We start from the raw sequence: 20,674 nt of genomic DNA, 5'->3' as shown, positions 1-20,674 counted from the left end.
GGCAGCGCCTGCAGCGTTCTTCAAGTGGCGCAGCAAGCTTAACGGGCAGGTTGTATGTCAAAGGACATCGCCTGGTAATGGGTGGGAACAGGTGGCGGGGCCATTTCGGGATATTGGCTGTCAGCAATCTGGCAATAAGCCGTTACAGCGGTGGGATAGTATACCTGCGCCCTCAAAGCCTTGAGGACGCAGGTGTGCCTCATGAGGTCATGGTGCCTCGTTGGCATACTGAGCGGCTTTGATCAGGTCCTGTCCAATCTGATTTTCAAAGTGCTGCCACACGGGTTGCATGGCTGTTTGCCAATGCTGGCGTTGCTCATTGGTTAGCGTGATGATTTCATTGCCGCCAGCACTGACGATCTTGGCTCTATCTTTTTGGTTCTGCGCGTCTGCCTGGCGATTCACCTCATAGGTTACTTCGCCCAAAATGGTTTCAAGCTTGATACGGACGTTAAAAGGAATCTGACGCCAGAAGCTGGCGTTGGTAATGAGCATGTAGTCCAAAGAGCCATGGTTGCTCTCGGTGATATAGCGTTGCTGCTCGTGGAGATGTTTGCTGTAAAGATTAGTCCATGGGTTCTCTGAGGCATTGATAGTCCCGTCAGTAAGCGCTTGGCTTACTTTGTTAAAAGGCATTTTGACGGGTGTAGCGCCCAGTAGTTGGAACTGTGATTCCAGCACATCCGAATCTTGGATGCGAATTTTTAGTCCGCGTATGTCTTCAGGCTCGCGCAGCGGTTTTTGGGCAGACAGCTGCTTCATTCCGTTATGCCAGTAAGCTAAGCCAGCAATATTCTGCTTTTCCATAGAGAGGAGCAATTGCTGCCCGGTTGGTTTGCTCTGGAACCGATCCAGCGCAGCTTGGCTATTAAACAGGAAGGGTAAGTCAAACAATTTTAGTTTGGGGGAGTAGCTGCCCAGTTTGGCCAGTGCCACTGCCAGCATTTCTACTTTTCCATCCTGAAGCGCCTTAATCTCTTCCTTATCGCCATAAAGCGAAGAGTTAGGATAGACCTCTACTTTAACTACACCCGCCAACTGCTCTTCTACTTTTTTCTGAAACAGAAGCGCACCCTGGCCTTTTGGCGTATCGGGTGCGGCAACATGCGAGAAACGGATAACAATAGGGTCAGCTGCCAGGCCCATTACAGGAGAGAGCATGGCTAGCGTGCATATGAGTAGTTTGGAGAGTGAGCGGTACATGTAGAAGTCCTTGAGGCGCATCAAGTAATTGCCAGTTCCAGATTTGGCGGGGCGACACTTTATCAGTGAGGCTTCTCTCAATCGAGTGCCGACAAGCAGGCGACGTATGGTCAGTCTGTCTCTTTGACAGAACGCAGGAGAAACATGGCGTCTAAGCTCAATAGACTTTTGGAGAACTAGCTATGACTTCTACTTTCCCTGCCGCACATGGCTTTGCCATTCCTTTTCTCCGTTATCACGATGCACCTGCCGCTATAGACTGGTTGCGTCTGACTTTTGGGTTTGAGGTAAAGGATCTCATCACCAACGAAGACGGCAGTATCGATCATGCTCAGCTTGTTTATGGACAAGGGATGGTCATAGTAGCTTCTGTACTGCATAACGATGTGGATACGTATATGGTGCAGCCTGATCAAGCTAGAGGGGTGACACAAGGCCTTTACTTAGTAGCGGAAGAGCCGGATGTCTTATGCGAGCGCGCCAAAGCATCGGGCGCTGATGTGATCATTGATATTCGTGATTCACCCTATGGCGGCCGCTCCTTTACCTGTCGGGACCGTGAAGGCCATCTTTGGAGCTTCGGTAGCTACAACCCATGGAAAGATAAGCCAGCCAAGACGTCTGGGACTGGTTATGCCACAGAAGGATATGCCTCATGAAGACTGTTCGCCTGCCTGATGGCACCGCTGTCCCAGCGCTTGGTCAAGGTACGTGGCATATGGGAGAGCAGGCCTCGGAGCGTGCGCAGGAGATACGGGCGCTGCGCCGTGGACTTGAGCTTGGCATGACGCTGATCGATACCGCCGAAATGTATGCCGAAGGTGGCGCCGAAAGCGTAGTTGGCGAAGCCATTTACGGTCAGCGCGATAGTGTTTTTTTAGTTAGCAAGGTGTACCCCCATAATGCAAGTCGAGGCGGGGTTCTGCAGGCGTGCGAGCGCAGCCTCAAGCGATTAGGTACAGATCGTATCGATTTGTATCTTCTGCATTGGAGAGGAGGAACGTCACTCAGCGAAACGGTAGATGCCTTCGAGGCCCTGCGAGAGCAAGGTAAAATTCTGCATTGGGGTGTGTCGAATTTTGACGTGGACGACATGCTTGAGCTTGCGGATGATCGTTGTGCTTCGAATCAGGTTTTGTATAACCTGGAAGAACGGAGCATTGAGTTTGATCTGTTACCCTGGTGCCAAAGGCAACAAATGCCATTAATGGCTTATTGCCCAATAGGGCAGGGCGGCAGCATGCTCCGGCACCCAGCGCTGTTCACTGTTGCAGAACGGCTTGGGGCTACGCCTGCTCAAGTTGCGTTAGCCTGGGTGCTTCGGCAGCCTGGAGTAATCGCTATTCCCAAGGCCGTAAGACTCGACCATATCGAGCTAAATGCCAAATCTGCCGTTCTTCAGTTATCTGAGCATGATCTGGCGTTGCTTGATGCTGCCTTTCCGCCGCCGCAACGAAAGCAACGTCTAGCCATGGTTTAACGTCGTGATTATGCCTGTCCCCTGATAACGGCTCTCAAAGGGAAGCGATTTGGGTGGCAGGCTTCCGCTATAGAGCGTGGCAATGGCAGTGGCTCATTATCCAGCCAGGCGGCCAGCAATTCACCGGAAAGGGGCGCAGTGATCAGTCCTCGAGAACCGTGTCCTGCATTAACGAACAGGTTGCTCAGCCACGGCACCGGTGTGTCAGGTACTTGGCGAGCATCCTTACCAAGGATAGCAAAAGCCTGTCGAAAGGCGTTCGCGTCAACTACTGGGCCGACGACAGGAAGATAGTCTGGAGTTGTACAGCGAAACGCCACTCGTCCCTCTAGTACTGCAGGGTCTGGATATTCAGCCTCAAGTGCTTTAGCCAATGAAGGTGAAATGGCTTTAAGCAACGCTAGATTGTCCTTATGCTCCTCAGCACACAATTCAAGGTCGTCACGCTTGAAGTCAAAGCTTGCCCCTAACGTATGAAGACCGCTTCGTGCAGGAGCGATATATCCCTCGCCGCATACTACACATTGCAACGAATGACTTTCAGGTGTCGCTGGCAAGTGAGTAATCTGCCCACGTATACGCTTGAGTGGTAATTGAGCACTCTCTACTAATTTAGCCGTCTCGGTCGCACTGGCGACTACAACAATAGAGGCTTTAGCTAGAAGTACCTCATTGCCAAAGGCTATCCACTGATCTTCGCTGCGCTCAAGCCGAATTGCCTCTTGAGAAGTTACTAGCGTGATATTGGGATGCTGCAATAAAAAATAACAGAGAGCAGGAGGATGGACCCAACCTGATTCTGGAAAATAAAGACCGCTCTGGGAAAGTGCAACTCCGGAAAGCTGTGAGGCTTCATCGGCCGTGATTCGTTGTAGTAGCGCTGATGGCAGCCGCTCGGCTAGTTGCTGCTGACGCTTCTCTTCGGCGGGGTCGATAGCTAATTGTATTGTGCCGCACCCATTCCAAGCCTGTGTCTTGTCCAGGCCTTGCAGCATGCGACGGGTATAGCCAAAGCCGCTTAATGCTAAGCGGGTAAGCGGCGTAAAATGAGGAGAAAGCTTAAGATACAGAACGCCTTGCAGATTGCCAGAGGCTTCTGCTGCAGGTGTCGCATGGCGCTCCAGAACCGTTACCTGCCAACCACGTGCTGCTAGACTGGCTGCTGTTGAAGCGCCTGCAAGGCCCGCGCCTATTACAAGGGCTGTCTTAGTGCCGATGTGCAGTGGCGGGCGACTAAACCAGGGCTTGGCAGGCCTAAGCATAGGGGCTGCGGAAATGCTACCTCTAAGCATTTCCCGCTTGTGCCCAAAGCCTGGTACTTTCTCCATGGTGAACCCTGCTTCAGTCAGACCGCGGCGAACAAATCCGGCGCAGGTGAACGTCGCAAGCGTTGCATTATTGGCAGCCAAACGGGCTAGTTGCTCAAAAAGGGCCGGGGTCCACATGTCTGGATTCTTGGCTGGCGCAAATCCATCAAGAAACCAGGCATCGCAACGCGCATCCAGCTCGGGTAGGCAATCAAGCACATCGCCTATCAGTAGAGTTAGTATAACTCGACCGTTATCCAGGGAAAAACGCTGAAATCCTGGATGTACTGCAACGTATTGAGCTAAAAATTCATGAGCGTAACAGGCGAGTTCTGGCCATAAAGCCAGCGCTTTTTCCAGATCTGAGGCGCTTAACGGATATTTCTCAACACTGACAAAGTGCAGCCGAGATTCAGGAGGCGCGATTTGCTCAAAAAGCTGCCATGCGCATAGGAAATTCAGCCCTGTGCCAAAGCCAGTCTCACCGATAGTAAAGACTTCGCCTGCCCTAAGAGCTTTGAAGCGGCGGTGGAGCTCATTCTGAGCAAGGAAGACATAGCGGGTTTCTTCCAAGCCGCTAGCCTTGGAAAAATAGACATCACCAAAGGAACGGGAGATCGGTTGGCCCTGATCGTCCCAATCCAACTGAGCATGAAAAATATCAGACATCGACTGCACTGCTTATTAAATGCCAAGCAAAGCGAAAGTGTAGCCGATTCGACCATTAAGTTTTTACAGCGATTAACCAGCCCGCTTCCGAAGTTCAGCGGCCTGAGTCATTCTAGAGACGTATCGCGCGATCTGATGCTCTGCCTCTTCACGCGTAAAGAAAGGCCCTTCAAGGGTGCCCTCTCGAGTAGTGAAGAAGTAATTGCCATTAACCCAGCTAATACGTTCGCTACGAAAGTGAGTGGCTGAAGTACTGTCTTCAGTGCGCTTACCAAACATGACTGATCTCCGAACCGATTTGCTTTCTGACCGCGATAAACAGGATTGGTTTGCTTTGTCATTCAAAATTGTGGCTATGGATGTATTGCCAAGCGTTTCCAAAATGACAAGGGTTGTAACGTGAGCGGTATTACTAGAGGTTTAGGTGATAAACCATTATTTGCAAAGTTCAAGGCATAACCATTGATCCTTAGAACCACAGAATCGGGCATGTGTTGCATCCATTCATCCAGACAAGGTTGATCGGCGGTCGCCTCGCTGTTATCTGTATATGCATACACTATGCGGCTCTAATACGCCTTTCTCTTCTTACGCAAAAACGGGCTGAGTTTGTTAATGCCCGCAGTGGTACTGTGATTCTGATGCAAGCTACTCGAGTTCTTGAAGACCCGTTTTACTACCTGAATAATTTCTACACGGTACTGGCGTGGACCGGTGAGCGATATGGCGATCTTCTGAACGATACAGAAAAGGCTTTTCTTCAATCCTTTCCTCTTCTTCCAAAGGCTTCACAAGCCTTGCTGGTCAGAATGGTCATGCGTAAGGGAGCGCTTTTCCGAGGCAGTAAGCTCTCTTATCAGGAAATTGGTTGCCCCCATCAGGCAGCCTTACCTCTAATCAACTTGGGTTGGGTTTCTAATCAGCCATTGCTCTCTTTGGAGCAACTGTTCACGCTGCTGAAAAAAGCGGAGTTAGCCCAAGTATTTCCTGAGCATCTGTCACGTTCCTCCTTAAGAAAAGCAGAGCAGCTCGAAGCGCTTAAAGCTGATTTTAGCCATCCACAGTTACTGACGCAGTGGTGCAGCACACTGGATGACTGTATCTACGAGATTGCTGTAACAGACCTGTGCGATCGGTTGAGACTCATGTTTTTCGGCAACTTACATCAGGACTGGAGTGAGTTTGTCTTATCGGATCTGGGGATTTTTCGCTATGAAAAGGTAGCGTTTTCCGACTCCTCTCGAGGGTTTCGTATTCGACGAGACATTGATGACTACATGATGCTGCATGACTGTCGCGAGCGGTTTCGTGAGCGCGCGGAGCTAGACGATATCTTGAGCGCATTGCCACGATCACCGTTAGATAACGAGTGGCTGGAGGCGCGCAGAGGTAAGCTGATTTATGAGGTTGCCTATTGCTGTGAACAGCAAGGTAATTTTAGTGCAGCACTGGAGCTTTATCAGAGTTGCCGACATCCTGGCGCGAGGGTGCGAGTCATCCGGGTAATGGAAAAGACCGAGCAGTATGATGCGGCTTTCACGTTGGCAAGCCAGGCAGAGCAACTGCCAGAAAGTGACAGTGAAGCTCAATCACTAATGCGTATCCTGCCTAGGCTGCGTCGTAAGCTGGGTTTGTCCAAACTACCTAAGCGTGTCGATCGCATTGTTAATCGTATCGACTTGAAACTGCACCGATTAGAAGCCTGTCATCCTGTAGAGCTATGTGTCCAGGATCATCTATCGGAGCCCGAAGCTCCAGTCTTTTATGTAGAAAATATCCTGATCAACGCATTGTTGGGTCTATTGTGTTGGGAGGCAATTTTTGTCCCTTTGCCTGGGGCATTCTTTCATCCTTTTCATCGCTCTCCAGCCGATATCCATATGCCGCAATTCGCAACGCGGCGTGCGCAGCAGTTCAATGCATGTTTGTCTCAACTTGAAAGCGGTATTTACAAGGACACTATCAGACGCAACTATCAGGAAAAACAGGGCATTCAGGCACCGTTTATTGCTTGGGGCGCCATAACAGCAGAGGTGCTCGAGCTGGCGCTGCTATGTATACCTGCAAAACATTTAAGGGTGTGGTTTGAGCGAATCCTGCAGGATGTCAAGATGAATCGAACGGGTTTCCCTGATCTGATTCAGTTTTGGCCCAACGAGCAACGTTACCGCATGATTGAAGTAAAGGGGCCTGGTGATCGTCTTCAGGACAACCAGATCCGTTGGCTGGACTACTGCATAGCTCACGAAATGCCGGTATGCGTCTGTTATGTGCAATGGAAGGAGTCCGACGTGTGCAATACAGCGTCGCTGTAAGAGCTCTATGCGAGTTTGTCGCCAAGCAGGGCGATCTTGATTTGCGCTTTACGCCGTCACCAACGGCTCTTGAAGGGATTCATGGACATGGCATCGTCACTGCCCGCCGAAAGTCGACCTATCAGCGAGAAGTTTTGTTGGAAGGGGCATATGAGCATCTTCGGGTAAGAGGACGTGCTGATGGGTTTGATCCAGAGCTAAACCGACTTGAGGAGATAAAAACCTACCGGGGCGATTTAAGCCTTATGCCTGCCAATCATCGTTACTTACATTGGGCTCAGGCAAAGATATACGGATGGTTGCTGTGCCAAAAGTTAGCGCTTGATGAGATTGAGTTGGCATTGGTTTATTTCGACATAAGTAGTCAGAAAGAAACCATCCTGCTTGAGCACTATACCTCCCAAGTGCTTAAAGAGTATTTCGAACACCAATGCAGCCTTTTTTTAAAATGGGCGAGGCAGGAGTTGGCTCATCGTGAGAATCGCCAGCTCCATTTGGAGTCGCTAGTGTTTCCTCATGCATCCTTTCGCACCGGCCAGCGCGATCTTGCCGAGTCTGTATATAAAGCTGCGCATGTGGGATGCAGCCTTATGGTTCAAGCACCCACCGGAATAGGAAAAACGATTGGTACTTTGTTCCCGCTGCTTAAAGCCATGCCACGGCAGGGGTTGGACAAGATTTTCTTTTTGACAGCAAAAAGCTCTGGTCGACAACTGGCATTTAGCGCGGTTGACGTTATCAATCAGGTCTCACCAGACCTTCCACTCCGTATTCTTGAGCTGAAAGCCCGTGAAAAAGCATGTGAACATCTGGACAAGGCATGTCACGGGGAGTCCTGCCCTCTGGCCAAAGGGTTTTATGATCGTCTACCTAAGGCTCGACACGCCGCCTTAAAGAAAAGAGTGCTGGATCATGACTCACTACGAGCTATCGCCTTGGAGTGGCAAGTCTGCCCTTATTACCTAAGCCAGGAAATGGCGCGCTGGTGCGATGTCATCATAGGCGATTACAACTACTATTTTGACAGTAGCGCCATGCTGTTTGCGTTAAAAGAGCAGAGCCAATGGCGGGTCGGTATCTTAATGGATGAGGCTCATAATCTATTAGAGCGTGCCCGCGGCATGTATACCGCCTCATTAGATCGTTTTGTAGTGGCCTCACTTTGCCGGAATGGGCCTGCTCTGCTCAAGAAGCCATTGCGTAGTATCAACCGATGCTGGAGTGGCCTTATTAAGGAACAAGCCTCGGAATACCAAGCTTATGAGGAAATCCCAGCAAAATTACTATCTGCCTTACAAAAAGCCGTTTCAGTTATAAACGATCTGCTTAATGAGGCAAGAAGCCCAATAGACATAACACTTCAGCGTTTCTATTTTGATGCTATCCAATTCATTCGAATGGCTGAAAGCTTTAGCAAGCACTCGCTGTTTGAGCTGGTGAGACAGGATGGACCATTACGCAAAGGAACGATGCAGCGCTCTGTCGTAACAATACGAAATGTTGTTCCTGCTCCCTTTATCGGCCCACGTTTCGGGGCTGCTCACGCTGCTATCTTATTCTCCGCGACCCTGGGCCCTGCTCAATTCTTGCGAGACACGCTGGGTCTTGCCTCGGGAACACCGTGGGTCAATGTAAAATCTCCATTTACAGCAGAGCAGCTGTCGGTTCGCCTGGTCGATAGCATTTCAACGCGCTATCAGCATCGGGAGCAATCCCTACAGCCAATGACAGCGCTAATGGCTTGGCAGTACAGGCAAAAGCCAGGCAATTATCTAGCTTTCTTTAGTAGCTTTGATTATCTCGATAAGGCGGCGTCCTTATTCTCCATTCTTTTTCCAGACATCCCGCTTTGGTCTCAGGCGCGAAAGATGAGCGAGGAAAATAAAGTCCAGTTCCTGCAACGATTCACGAACACGAGTAGTGGTATCGGCTTTGTAGTGTTAGGGGGCAGTTTTGGAGAGGGTGTGGACCTACCAGGCCAGAGATTGATAGGCGCTTTCATCGCAACCCTTGGACTTCCTCAGCTTAACCCTGTGAATGAGCAGATCAAGACAAGACTGGGCCGCCTATTTGGCGCCGGTTATGACTACACCTACTTTTATCCCGGTATACAAAAAGTAATTCAGGCTGCGGGGCGAGTAATCAGAACAACATCTGATAATGGTGTGCTGTATTTGATTGATGATCGTTTCGCTCAGCCTAAAGTAAGGCAGTTGCTACCTGAATGGTGGGACGCGAAGCCTTTTCACTGGCCTATTCAGACAGTAGCCGAAAACGAATAAAGCGTAAGGGCAGAGAAAGAGGAACGGATAAGTAGGGGAGGGGAGGCTCAGGACCTGAAAGAGCATCTCAGGTCCTGAGCGAAAGCACTGTTAGCGAGCCATCGCTACCAGTACTTCAGAGGCAGGAACATTGAAGTCTACTGACATCATTACACTCAACGCAGTGATTGTAACGATGGAGAAAACAAACAGCTTTCTTGCCCATGCATTGTCATCATTGGTTTTGTAGCCCATTAATGCCATGCGCAACCAGTAAACGCCCATTGCTGCGGCAACCACCAAGTACTTATAACCTGCATAGCCCCCAATGGTGAGTGCTAGCGTAGCGGCCAGGAAAGCCAGGATATAGACCGTGATATGGCGCTTAGTTACAGGAATGCCCTTCATGACAGGTAACACCGGAATAGAGGCTGCCCGGTAGTCGTTCAGTCTGAAGATAGCAATGGCATAAGAGTGCGGCATTTGCCAGAGGCAGAAAATCAGCAGAAGGATAGCAGCGCCCATATCGAATTCATTGCTTACTGCGCAATAACCGATGACAGGCGGAGCTGCACCCGACAGGCTACCCACTAGGGTGCCATATACAGATTTACGCTTCAGGCACAGGCTGTACAAGCCAACATACACCACAAATCCCATGAGCCCAAAGGCAGCTGATAATGCGTTTACCTTGAAGTAAAGGAGCGCAATGCCAGCAATGCCCAGGAGCGTTGCATAAGACAATGTGACATTTGGGGAGATAAGGCCCTGGACGAGGACACGGTTCTTTGTCCGTTCCATGACCTTATCAATGTCACGATCAATGTAGTTGTTAAAGACGCAGCCGGAAGCGATGACCAGAGACACCCCTACTGCGGTAGCTAAGAAAAGTGCTAAGTCGATGCTTCCTTTCGAAGCGAGGAAAAAACCTCCAGCAACCGAGATCAGGTTGCCGAAGATAATGCCTGGCTTCGTTATAAGTAGGTATTTCTTGATCATCGAAGCGACTCTTAGTGGGCGAGCATATTGCTATGCATGCCGTGAATGATCCACAGCGAGCCCGCGACCACGATAACAGTAATCAGAATAGTGAAAGCAAAAGCGATCACATTCCAGCGCTGCTCGGACGACGTATTCATGTGCAGGAAGAACACCAGGTGTACAAAGATCTGCACAAGTGCCATCACCCAGATCACGATCAGCGTAGCCGACTGTGACAACACCGGGTTCATGACAATGCCGAATGGGATCACGGTCAGGATAACGGACAGAACGAAGCCAATGATGTACGACTTCACAGTGCCGTGGCTGGAGCCCGCGTGGACAATATGTCCGTGTTCGTGAGCCATTACATAACCCCCATCAGATATACAACGGTAAACACGCAGATCCAGACGATGTCCAGGAAGTGCCAGAAGAGGCTCAGGCACATCAGGCGGGTCTGGTTGGTCGCAGTCAGACCTTTCTGGCTAACCTGAATCATCAGGATTGCCATCCAGATCAGACCGGATGTGACGTGCAGACCGTGAGTACCGACCAAGGTAAAGAACGCAGATAGAAACGCGCTACGTTGAGGGCCAAAACCTTCAGCAATCAGGTGATGGAATTCGTTGATTTCCATCACGATGAAGCCAAGGCCAAGCAGGAAGGTAACTGCCAGCCAGCCCAGCGCCTTGCTCTTTTGCTCCTTGTGTGCAGCGATCATGGCAAAGCCATACGTGATACTACTGAACAGCAGCAGGAAGGTTTCTACCAGAACATAAGGCAGTTCAAAAATTTCTTTACCGGTAGGACCGCCGGCAAAGCTACCGCTCAGGACAGCATAGGATGCGAAGATAGTCGCAAACAGAATGCAGTCCGTCATCAGGTACAGCCAGAAACCGAATACAGTCATGGATCCGGCATCGTGGTGCCCATGCTCCTCAGCATGGGCAACTTGGTTGTGAAGAACTTGACTAGACATAAGTTTAAGCCTGACTCGCTGCTAGTTTCTGGAGATGTTCATTCTCGATACGTGCCACTTCAGCGGCAGGTACGTAGTAGTCGATGTCATCGTCGAAGCTGCGAACGATAAAGGTAGCGATCATGCCGACGAATCCAACAGCAGCTAGCCACCAGATGTGCCAGATAAGAGCAAAGCCGAGGGCTAAGCTGAACATACCCATGATGAATCCAACGCCTGTGTTGCGCGGCATGTGAATGTCTTTGTAGTCAGCAGCTTTACGCTCAGCCAGACCTTTTTCCTTAGCTCCCCAGTACGCGTCGATATCATCAACAACCGGCTGTTCTGCGAAGTTATAGAAAGGTGGCGGAGAAGAAGTAGACCATTCCAGTGTACGGCCACCCCATGGATCACCGGTTACGTCCTGGTTCAGTTTACGGTCACGGATGCTGACATAGTACTGAAGCAGCTGGCATAGGACGCCGCACAGGATGATAGCTGTACCAATGGCCGCCACGATCAGCCAAGGATGCCAGTCCGGGTTGTCATAGTGGTTCAGACGACGAGTCATACCCATGAAGCCCAGTACATACAGCGGCATGAAGGCTACATAGAAGCCAACCAACCAGCACCAGAAGGCGTATTTACCCAGTCTTTCATTAAGCGTGAAACCGAAGGCTTTCGGGAACCAGTAGGCAACACCTGCAAAGTAACCGAATACAGCGCCACCAATGATCACGTTGTGGAAGTGAGCGATCAGGAACAGGCTGTTGTGCAGAACGAAGTCGGCACCTGGAACAGCCAGCAGAACGCCGGTCATACCACCGATACTGAAGGTGACAATAAAGCCAATCGTCCACAACATGGGAGTAGTGAAGCGGATACGGCCTTTATACATGGTGAAGAGCCAGGTAAAGATCTTCACACCGGTTGGGATGGCAATAATTGTCGTAGCGATACCGAAGAACGCATTGACGTTAGCGCCGGAGCCCATGGTAAAGAAGTGGTGCAGCCATACAATGAAGGACAGTACAGTAATGGCCAGCGTTGCCCATACCATGGACACGTAGCCGAACATGCGCTTGCCACTGAATGTAGACGCTACCTCAGAGAACACGCCAAAGGCGGGTAGGATGAGGATGTATACTTCCGGGTGACCCCATGCCCAGATCAGGTTGACGTACATCATAGGGTTGCCACCAAGCTCGTTGGTGAAGAAGTGCATACCCAGATAACGGTCAAGCGAGAGCATGGCCAGTGTAGCGGTCAGAATTGGGAAGGCCGCAACGATCAGAATGCTGGTGCACAGGGCGTTCCAGGTGAAGATCGGCATTCTCATTAGATTCATGCCAGTGGTACGCATTTTTAAAATGGTTACCACAAAGTTCACACCTGTTAACAACGTACCCAGGCCCGAAAGCTGCAATGCCCAGATGTAGTAATCTACCCCTACGCCCGGGCTATATTGAATACCCGATAGTGGTGGATAGGCTACCCAGCCGGTTGCTGCGAATTCACCTATGGCTAGAGACAGGTTGATGAGGATCGCACCTACCGCGAACACCCAGAAGCTGAAGGAGTTCAGGAAGGGGAAGGCAACGTCCCGCGCGCCGATTTGCAGCGGCACGACAAGGTTCATCAGGCCAGTCACCATCGGCATGGCCACGAAGAAGATCATGATCGTGCCGTGTGCGGTGAAAATCTGGTCATAGTGATGCGGAGGCAAATAGCCTTCTGCGCCACCGGCTGCAATAGCCTGTTGCGCGCGCATCATGATGGCATCGGAGAAGCCACGAAGCAGCATGATAAGTGCTACCAGGATGTACATTACCCCGATTTTTTTATGGTCAACCGTGGTGATCCATTCGGACCAGAGGTAACCCCATTTCTTGAAATAGGTGAGGCCGATAAATACGGCTATCGCACCCAGAATCATGGCACCGACCGCACCTACGATGATCGGTTCATGATAGGGAATGTCTGCGAGACTTAATTTTCCGAACATGTTTTACTCCGCCGCACCTTCGTGCGCACTCTTGTTCATTGCCTGATCCATTACCTGATCTACACGCTTGCTGTAGTCGCCTTTCAAGTATTTATCGATGATGTCCTGGAAAAGGTGAGGAGCCACGGATGAGTAATACTCGATCGGATGCTTCTCGCTGGGCATGGCCAGGTCTGCATAGACCTCGGAGCTCAGCGTTTTAGAAGAAGCCTTGACCTTGTCGACCCAGGCGTTGAACTCTTCAGGTGTTGTAGCGTGGGCGATGAACTTCATGTCCGAGAAGCCAGCGCCGCTATAGTTGGCTGAGCCACCGCCATATTGGCCGGTTTCATGAGCCATCAAGTGCAGTTGGGTCTGCATGCCACCCATGGCATAGACCATGCTGCCCAAGGCCGGAATAAACAGAGTATTCATAACGGTGTCAGAGGTGATGCGGAAATTGACCGGTGTATTAGCCGGGAATGCAATCTCATTAACCGTAGCGATGCCCTGTTCCGGGTAGACGAAAACCCATTTCCAATCAGTAGCGATAGCCTCGATGGTAATCGGCTTTACGTCAGAGTCGAGCGGCCTGAAAGGATCAAGCGAATGGCTGGTCTTCCAGATAAGCATGGCCAAAATAGCCACGATTACCAGCGGAACACCCCACACCACGACTTCGATCTTGGTCGAGTGCGCCCAATTGGGTGCGTAATCGGCATCCTTATTGGAGGCGCGATATTTGATTGAGAAAAGGATCGCCATAACGATGACTGGGATAACCACAATCAACATCAGGCCTGTGGCAGTCAATATAAGGTGTTTTGATTCTAACCCTACTGGACCTTTAGGATCTAAAAGCGTCATGTTACAACCACTGAGTAAACCAGTGGCACCTAAAGCCAATAGGCTAGAAAAAATACTATGTTTCTTTTTTCTCATCTCACGACCTCGGTTGAGGGGCACTCTTCGTTTCAGGGGGATAGCCAGTAATCGGTACCATCACTTATTTAAGTGCGGCGCAGAAATAGGTCAGGCTGATGAAGCTTTGGGTGTCGCAGTCATTACAAGCGTGTCGATGACATCGGTGCGTCATTGAGCTACATGTAAGGATATGTTACGACCGAAATCCATTTGAGCCAAGCTGAGCCAGTCTTTGGCCTACGTCTGGATTGCACGTTTCACCAGTCCTCCTTACCTAGCCTGCGTAGAGTGCGGGCTTGTTCGGGCCTTAATGTTGAAATCGATCGCGACTGGAAATGATGGGGTCTCTTCCAGACAGACTACGCGCTCGTGGTAGTACCAAGCATAGCAGGGGATGAGTTTTAGGGACTGGCAATGCCATGGATATCACCCACATACTGCCTAATGCCGAAAAACAACGCTGCAGCTTGGACAGCATAAGCTGCACCAATAAGCTCGATGCCTGTACGGACACGCTAATGGGCTGCATCCGGACCAATCTCGCTTGCTTACCGACCCGGGGGCTCAAAATTATCCGCTTGCAAAGTGATAGGTTGTTGCAGGTTGAAAGTTCAACCTGACTTATGCTATCACATCGCCATCAAGTGGAGCTTTTCTCTTTCTCAAGAGAACTTTGAGACACGCCATGGTGGGCCGTGCGCAGTTTAAGTTTATCTAGGGTTCACGTCTATAATTGAGTCGCTTTTAGGCGATGCAAGGGAGGAGCTAAGTCATTGATTTCTCAATGTCTGCTTCAATATGTCGCACCCTTGGCCAGCGATTCTTAACGGTAGGGCATTGACAGTAATATATGGCAGTAAAAAACAGAGGAAAAAGAGTAAAGTGAGCCGCTAAAAAGAAAGATTGTTACACGTTGTGAAATTATGTTTTGCTTAGGGTTCCATACAGGAATTTGCTGCTTTTGGTTCGGGACTGGAGCTTATTTTTATAAATATATTTATCAAAAAATATTAAGTCTTTCTTATTTAAAAGACTATTTATAAAAATATAGCCATTTTAAATGGCTACACAATCAAAGTTATTTATTCTAAATGCTTGCCCATTGTTTCTGCATCTTGAAGCCATCTTAAGCGCTGCTCTTCGTTACTTGCTCTGATAGAGGCAAGTTCCAAATGTTCGCGAATCTGTATGCCGCAAATATCTAGTGCTTCTCGCATCATAAGTCGGTGCGGGGGAAGGCCTCTAAGGCGTTTCCAGGGTGTAGGCAGGCTGTCGGCTGTGACGATTAAGTCAGCGCTTCTCCCTGATAGAAGTTGTTCACCTCCCCATGCCTGATCACGATAAGCGAACGCGAAGCCGGGTAGAAAGACGCGCTCGATAAAGCCGCTTAAAAGAGCAGGCAGCCCGCCCCACCAGATGGGGTAGACAAACAAGAGGTGCTCGGCCCAGTGGATAAGCCTCTGGGCTTCCAGTAAGTCCTCTTCGAGTATCTGGCTCTTGTCATATCCCTCTCGAAGCACTGGATCGAAGTTCAACTCACCTAGTCGAAGCTCACGAACTACATGGTTGTTCTGGCGTACGCCCTGTATATAGGCTGCGCTCAATGCGTGACAAAAGCTTTCACTTTTAGGCGAGCCCTGGATAACCAGAACTCGCTTGCCGTCACCTTCTATAGGCGTTGCCCCTGTCCTTGGCTCAGCCATGACTGCCAGCTTCTAACATGGTTTCAGGTTTTACCCACTCGTCGAACTGCTCTTCAGTCAGATAATTCAGTTCAAGAGCAGCGGCTCTGAGCGTTTTGTTTTCGGCATAAGCCTTCTTGGCGATTTCGGCCGCTTTGTCATACCCGATGTGGGGGTTCAAGGCTGTTACAAGCATCAATCCCTGCTCAAGGTGAGCCGCCATCATTTCGGCGTCAGGCTCCATACCTGCGACACAGTGTTTATTGAAGTTACGGCAGCCGTCAGATAGCAAACGAATAGATTCAAGGATGTTGTATGCGATAACAGGTTTGAAGACGTTCAACTGAAGATGCCCTTGGCTGGCGGCAAAGGTAATAGTTGTGTCGTTTCCCATTACCTGACAAGCCAGCATGGTCAGGGCTTCTGCCTGTGTTGGATTGACCTTGCCAGGCATGATGGAGCTTCCAGGTTCATTAGCTGGCAGCTTGACTTCAGCAAAGCCTGCTCTTGGACCAGAACCCAGCAAGCGTAAGTCATTACCAATCTTCATGAGCGCTACCGCTAAGGTCTTTAGCGCGCCGGAAAGTGCTGTAAGCGGCTCGTGTCCTGCCAGTGCGGCAAATTTGTTGGGCGCTGTTACAAAGGGAAGATTGGTGAGCGATGCCAGCTCTTTTGCAATAGCCTCGTCAAAGCCTTTGGGCGAGTTAAGGCCAGTACCTACTGCAGTTCCGCCCTGGGCAAGTTCATAAACAGCAGGTAGGGCTGCACGAATAGCACTCTGGGCAATATCGAGCTGAGCGACATAGGCCGATAATTCTTGGCCAAAGGTGATGGGAGTAGCGTCCATCATATGTGTACGGCCAGTCTTGACCAAGCCCATATGACGTGCAGCCTGCTGGGCTAAACCTCCAGAAAGCTCATCAATGGCAGGCAGTAGATCATTAAGCACGGCTTGCGCAGTTGCGATATGCATCGCAGTCGGGAAGCAGTCGTTGGAGCTTTGGCCGCGATTGACATGGTCGTTCGGATGCACAGGCTTCTTGCCGCCCTTGCCATGACCTGCAATTTCGTTAGCACGTCCGGCAATGACCTCATTGACGTTCATATTGCTTTGGGTGCCGCTACCGGTTTGCCACACTACCAAGGGGAACTGATCATCATGACACCCTTCAAGTATTTCAGTGCTTGATTGCTCAATGAGATCAGCTATTTCCTGCGGTAATTCACCGAGCCCAGCGTTAACCCGGGCAGCTGCTTTTTTAATTAGCGTAAGAGCATGCACGATTGCCAGAGGCATTCTCTGGCCTCCAATAGCAAAGTTCTCCATGGAGCGTTGTGTCTGAGCTCCCCAATAAGCATTCTCGTCAACTTCTACAGGGCCCAGACTGTCAGTTTCGGTGCGGCTCATGACGCTCTCCTGCATGCGGTTTGTGTGTATTCGTTGCGTTGGCTGGTGACCGGTCATTCATGTAGTAATGAATATTGGTAAAGCCAAGGCTAGCGCTTATCGGTGATTAGTCTACGTAGAGCCGAGCTGGGTTCCGAAAGCGTAGTTCGGGTCATACCTTCAATAAGGCTTTATCATTGAACATGCTGAAGCTTCCCTGAACAGAGCCGGAATACAACTTGAGTCATCTTGGGACACGTGGGCAGAATACAGATCTTTAGCTATCGCTATTCATGTTTAAAGGATGTCCGATGAAGACTTTTCGTGCTGTCTGCACCGCTGTGATGCTCTCTGGCGTCAGTGGCTTCGCCATGGCTGACGCGGCTAGCCATGCTGCCCAGGCCGAGCGCTTTCTAAAGCTGGCCAACGCCGACAAGCTCACTACACCGGTTTATGCCCAGGTGCATGAATTGTTCGATCAGCATTTTGCTCAAGCCAAGGCGCCAAACAAGAAAGCTGTTTTAGAAAGCTATGTTGCACGTGCCAATACAACACTCGATAAATCCATAGGTTGGGACCAGGTCAAGCCCGACTTAGTTAAGCTCTATACGCAAAGCTTCAGTGAAGCCGAGCTAAAGGATCTGATTAATTTTTATCAGTCCCCACTCGGCAAGAAAATGATGAATACACTGCCGCAGATTTCTATGCAGTCTGCCCAGCTGACCCAAGCCAAACTCGAGCAGGCAGTTCCTCAGGTCAACAAGCTGTTAAGCGATATGGATAAGGAGCTTGGAGTCAAGCCGCAAGCGGCTCCTGAAGGTGGAAATTCTAAGAAATAAGTGAGACCTATCCATGAGTATGCGCGACCGTATTCTTTCAACTCTAAGTATGTTGCAACCACAGTATCTTGATGTTGTGGACGAAAGCCACATGCACAGCCGTGGCCAGGAAACTCATTACAAGGCCGTAGTCGTCAGTGAGCAATTTGAAGGTCTGAATGCGGTAAAGCGCCATCAAAAAGTCTACGGTGCGCTCGGTGGGTTGATGGGGGAGTTTCATGCCCTGGCCCTTCATACCTATACCCCTGATGAGTGGACTAAGCAGGGAATGGCGCCTGACTCGCCGACTTGCCGTGGTGGCAGTAAGCACGATGGTTTGCAGGGCTAGAAGCCACTGTGATCCGCTTGCAGGCTCTGTTCAAGTTCGTTCCGCTTCCTTAGACTTGTCGCCCCAGCGCCGGCCAAAGCCGGCGTTGTGCATTAACCGGTCCGTCCCTTACGAGGACGACCACTGGAGAGGTCGACATGTCTAGTTCTATTGTAGTAGCTGCACTTTATAAGTTCGTTACCCTTGAGGATTACGTCGAGCGGCGTGAGCCCTTGCTCAATGCCCTGCTGGCCAATGAGGTAAAAGGCACCTTGCTGCTGGCGGAAGAGGGCATTAATGGCACAATTGCCGGTTCGCGGACCGGAATTGATGCGGTTTTAGCTTTTTTAAAGGCTGATCCGCGCCTGGTAGATCTTGAGCACAAAGAATCCTATTGCGATGAGCAGCCGTTTTATCGGACCAAGGTCAAGCTCAAGAAAGAAATCGTTACGTTGGGTGTGCCAGGCGTGGACCCCAACAAGAAGGTTGGGACCTACGTAGACCCGAAGGACTGGAATGCGCTTATTTCAGACCCTGATGTTGTGTTGATTGATACGCGCAATGACTATGAGGTAGGCATTGGTACTTTTACCAATGCCGTGGACCCTAAGACTAAATCCTTTCGTGAATTCCCTCAGTACGTCCGACAGAACTTCGATCCTGCGCGCCATAAGAAAGTGGCTATGTTCTGCACGGGTGGCATACGGTGTGAGAAAGCTTCGAGCTTTATGCTTAACGAGGGGTTCGAAGAGGTCTACCATCTTAAGGGCGGTATTCTCAAGTATCTGGAGGACGTTCCGCAGGAGGAAAGCCTCTGGCAGGGCGACTGTTTCGTATTCGATAACCGTGTAACCGTCAGGCACGATTTGAGTGAAGGGGAATATGACCAGTGTCATGCTTGCCGGACACCCATATCGACTGCGGACCGGGAGTCTGAACACTACGTGCCGGGTATTAGCTGCCCTCATTGCTGGGATTCGTTGCCAGAAAAAACGCGTACCAGTGCACGCGAACGTCAGAAACAGATCGAGTTGGCTAAGCTGCGTAACCAGCCTCATCCTCTTGGTCGGGATCCACGACAGGTTTCTAAGCTATCGCAGGAGGCTTGATTCATGAAGGCGCGATTGCTCTATGTGATGGATCCCATGTGTTCCTGGTGCTGGGGATTCGCGCCTGTAGTGGAGGCGTTGGCTGAGCAGGCGCGTCTTTACGATGTGCCTATGCATATTGTAGTGGGTGGCTTGCGTAGAGAGCGGGCAGCTATGGATGCCGTAGCCCGTGTACGGACTCTGTCCTATTGGCAGGCTGTTGAAGAAGCTACGGGTCAGCCCTTCGCTGTCGACAATGCGCTACCGGATGGATTTGTCTACGATACAGAGCCTGCCTGTCGTGCATTGGTTGCAGCCAGAGGACTGGACGAGCAGCTGGTATGGCCATTGGCGAAGCTCATCCAGCATGCTTTTTACGTAGAAAGCTGCGATGTTACGAAGCCGGCTGTTCTGGTTGATCTCGCAAAGAGAGCAGGATTGCCCGGAATTGAGTTTGCTCCTGCCTTTGATGCGCCCGAAACAAGAGCTGAAACTCAGAAAGATTTCGAGTGGGCACTCAATTTGGGCATAGCGGGCTTCCCAACTCTACTGGCGGAGCGAGAGGGCCAGTTAGCTCTTGTCACCAATGGCTATCAGCCCCTCGATAGCCTGTCCGAACTCCTGGGTATGTGGTTAGTGCGCGGCACTGACTTCTAGTTTCTTTAACATCCTTAAACCCTCATGTCCCCTTGAGGTCTATTAAGGTATGTCTGTGCGTGTGGCCATTAACCAATGATCAGTATATCCAACACCGTTTCCTTGCCAGATGCCGAAGTAGAATTGACGGCAGTGCGTGCTCAGGGAGCTGGTGGTCAGAATGTAAACAAGGTGTCCAGCGCCATTCATTTGCGCTTCGATATTCGAGCCTCGTCACTGCCTGATCTCTATAAGGAAAGACTTCTGAATTTGCAGGACACACGCATTACGCGTGAAGGTGTCGTTGTGCTCAAGGCGCAGCAATACAGAACACAGGAGCAAAACCGCGAGGATGCCCTGTTACGGTTGACTGAGTTAATCCAAGGCGTTACACGTGTGCAAAAGCCGCGTCGTCCTACCAAGCCCACATTAGCTTCCAAGAAGCGGCGACTCGAAGGGAAAACCAAGCGCAGTGCAGTCAAAGCTGGTCGTGGTCGGGTAGATTTCTCTTAGAACAGATCTCTAGCTGTTTTGTTTGCTACGCACAAGCGTCTGCTAGGTGTTATCTCTTCTGCCAAGGCTAAATCATAAAATGATTGATCTTTGATCAAGCCGTTCGTGTTTTAGCTGCATGTCATTAAGACTTTAAG

Annotated in this window: 19 protein-coding genes; 9 read left to right on the top strand and 10 right to left on the bottom strand. The window is 50.4% G+C overall.

Features of this window, described 5'->3' with window-relative positions; translation table 11 throughout:
- Positions 1-207: 207 nt before the first annotated feature.
- Entirely contained in the window at positions 208-1,203 is a 996-nt protein-coding gene (locus IEX86_RS19840) for a DctP family TRAP transporter solute-binding subunit (RefSeq protein WP_188867875.1), read from the bottom strand.
- Positions 1,204-1,385: 182 nt separating this feature from the next.
- Here IEX86_RS19840 and IEX86_RS19835 point away from each other — a divergent pair, with 182 nt between their 5' ends.
- Complete coding sequence (locus tag IEX86_RS19835; protein WP_188867874.1) at positions 1,386-1,862, top strand: VOC family protein; 477 nt, start codon at positions 1,386-1,388, stop codon at positions 1,860-1,862.
- Positions 1,859-2,683, top strand: coding sequence for an aldo/keto reductase (locus IEX86_RS19830; RefSeq protein WP_188867873.1), 825 nt, complete (start codon positions 1,859-1,861; stop codon positions 2,681-2,683). Before IEX86_RS19835 ends, IEX86_RS19830 begins: the two co-directional genes overlap by 4 nt.
- A gap of 8 nt (positions 2,684-2,691) precedes the next feature.
- Here IEX86_RS19830 and mnmC read toward each other — a convergent pair whose 3' ends face one another.
- Both mnmC and IEX86_RS19820 read right to left on the bottom strand, forming a co-directional pair.
- A complete protein-coding gene (gene mnmC / locus IEX86_RS19825; RefSeq protein WP_188867872.1) occupies positions 2,692-4,659 on the bottom strand; it encodes a bifunctional tRNA (5-methylaminomethyl-2-thiouridine)(34)-methyltransferase MnmC2/FAD-dependent 5-carboxymethylaminomethyl-2-thiouridine(34) oxidoreductase MnmC1 in 1,968 nt (655 codons plus the stop codon).
- 72 nt (positions 4,660-4,731) lie between these two features.
- Positions 4,732-4,938 (bottom strand): DUF6316 family protein, encoded by a 207-nt coding sequence (locus IEX86_RS19820; RefSeq protein WP_188867871.1) that lies wholly within the window; start codon positions 4,936-4,938, stop codon positions 4,732-4,734.
- Between the two features lie 362 nt (positions 4,939-5,300).
- Here IEX86_RS19820 and IEX86_RS19815 point away from each other — a divergent pair, with 362 nt between their 5' ends.
- Together IEX86_RS19815 and IEX86_RS19810 are read left to right on the top strand one after the other, a co-directional pair.
- Positions 5,301-6,974 (top strand): VRR-NUC domain-containing protein, encoded by a 1,674-nt coding sequence (locus IEX86_RS19815; RefSeq protein WP_188867870.1) that lies wholly within the window; start codon positions 5,301-5,303, stop codon positions 6,972-6,974.
- Positions 6,953-9,256, top strand: a complete 2,304-nt coding sequence (locus IEX86_RS19810; protein WP_188867869.1) for an ATP-dependent DNA helicase — start codon at positions 6,953-6,955, stop codon at positions 9,254-9,256. The genes IEX86_RS19815 and IEX86_RS19810 overlap by 22 nt, the downstream gene beginning before the upstream one ends.
- A gap of 90 nt (positions 9,257-9,346) precedes the next feature.
- On the opposite strand, the gene cyoE is transcribed toward IEX86_RS19810, so the two are convergent.
- The 7 genes from cyoE to IEX86_RS19775 form a co-directional block, all read right to left on the bottom strand.
- Positions 9,347-10,234, bottom strand: coding sequence for a heme o synthase (gene cyoE / locus IEX86_RS19805; protein ID WP_188867868.1), 888 nt, complete (start codon positions 10,232-10,234; stop codon positions 9,347-9,349).
- A gap of 11 nt (positions 10,235-10,245) precedes the next feature.
- Entirely contained in the window at positions 10,246-10,584 is a 339-nt protein-coding gene (gene cyoD, locus IEX86_RS19800; RefSeq protein ID WP_010797661.1) for a cytochrome o ubiquinol oxidase subunit IV, read from the bottom strand.
- On the bottom strand, positions 10,584-11,198 hold the full coding sequence (locus tag IEX86_RS19795) for a cytochrome o ubiquinol oxidase subunit III (RefSeq protein WP_010797662.1): 615 nt from the start codon (positions 11,196-11,198) through the stop codon (positions 10,584-10,586). Before IEX86_RS19795 ends, cyoD begins: the two co-directional genes overlap by 1 nt.
- 4 nt (positions 11,199-11,202) lie before the next feature.
- Positions 11,203-13,182 (bottom strand): cytochrome o ubiquinol oxidase subunit I, encoded by a 1,980-nt coding sequence (gene cyoB, locus IEX86_RS19790; protein ID WP_188867867.1) that lies wholly within the window; start codon positions 13,180-13,182, stop codon positions 11,203-11,205.
- A 3-nt stretch (positions 13,183-13,185) separates the two neighbouring features.
- The gene (gene cyoA / locus IEX86_RS19785; RefSeq protein WP_188867866.1) at positions 13,186-14,103 is read right to left on the bottom strand and encodes a ubiquinol oxidase subunit II; all 918 of its coding nucleotides are present in this window, start codon (positions 14,101-14,103) and stop codon (positions 13,186-13,188) included.
- 1,064 nt (positions 14,104-15,167) lie between these two features.
- Positions 15,168-15,788 carry an NAD(P)H-dependent oxidoreductase gene (locus tag IEX86_RS19780; RefSeq protein ID WP_188867865.1) on the bottom strand — a complete coding sequence of 207 codons (621 nt, stop codon included), beginning with the start codon at positions 15,786-15,788 and terminating at the stop codon, positions 15,168-15,170.
- Entirely contained in the window at positions 15,781-17,175 is a 1,395-nt protein-coding gene (locus IEX86_RS19775) for a class II fumarate hydratase (RefSeq protein WP_188867864.1), read from the bottom strand. Before IEX86_RS19775 ends, IEX86_RS19780 begins: the two co-directional genes overlap by 8 nt.
- A gap of 290 nt (positions 17,176-17,465) precedes the next feature.
- Here IEX86_RS19775 and IEX86_RS19770 point away from each other — a divergent pair, with 290 nt between their 5' ends.
- The 5 genes from IEX86_RS19770 (at position 17,466) to arfB (ending at position 20,537) form a co-directional block, all read left to right on the top strand.
- Positions 17,466-17,993 (top strand): DUF2059 domain-containing protein, encoded by a 528-nt coding sequence (locus tag IEX86_RS19770; protein ID WP_188867863.1) that lies wholly within the window; start codon positions 17,466-17,468, stop codon positions 17,991-17,993.
- Between the two features lie 13 nt (positions 17,994-18,006).
- Positions 18,007-18,321, top strand: a complete 315-nt coding sequence (locus IEX86_RS19765; protein WP_188867862.1) for a BolA family protein — start codon at positions 18,007-18,009, stop codon at positions 18,319-18,321.
- Positions 18,322-18,458: 137 nt separating this feature from the next.
- The gene (gene trhO, locus IEX86_RS19760) at positions 18,459-19,409 is read left to right on the top strand and encodes an oxygen-dependent tRNA uridine(34) hydroxylase TrhO (RefSeq protein ID WP_188867861.1); all 951 of its coding nucleotides are present in this window, start codon (positions 18,459-18,461) and stop codon (positions 19,407-19,409) included.
- A 3-nt stretch (positions 19,410-19,412) separates the two neighbouring features.
- Positions 19,413-20,045, top strand: coding sequence for a DsbA family protein (locus IEX86_RS19755; protein ID WP_188867860.1), 633 nt, complete (start codon positions 19,413-19,415; stop codon positions 20,043-20,045).
- A gap of 75 nt (positions 20,046-20,120) precedes the next feature.
- Positions 20,121-20,537, top strand: a complete 417-nt coding sequence (gene arfB / locus IEX86_RS19750) for an alternative ribosome rescue aminoacyl-tRNA hydrolase ArfB (protein ID WP_188867859.1) — start codon at positions 20,121-20,123, stop codon at positions 20,535-20,537.
- The last annotated feature ends 137 nt before the right edge of the window (positions 20,538-20,674 follow it).

Origin of the sequence: Pseudomonas asuensis (genome assembly GCF_014646755.1) — a bacterium.
In the GTDB taxonomy this organism is placed as follows: domain Bacteria; phylum Pseudomonadota; class Gammaproteobacteria; order Pseudomonadales; family Pseudomonadaceae; genus Chryseomonas; species Chryseomonas asuensis.
The sequence above is the reverse complement of the archived record's forward strand: the minus strand, read 5'-3'. Positions and strand labels throughout refer to the sequence as shown.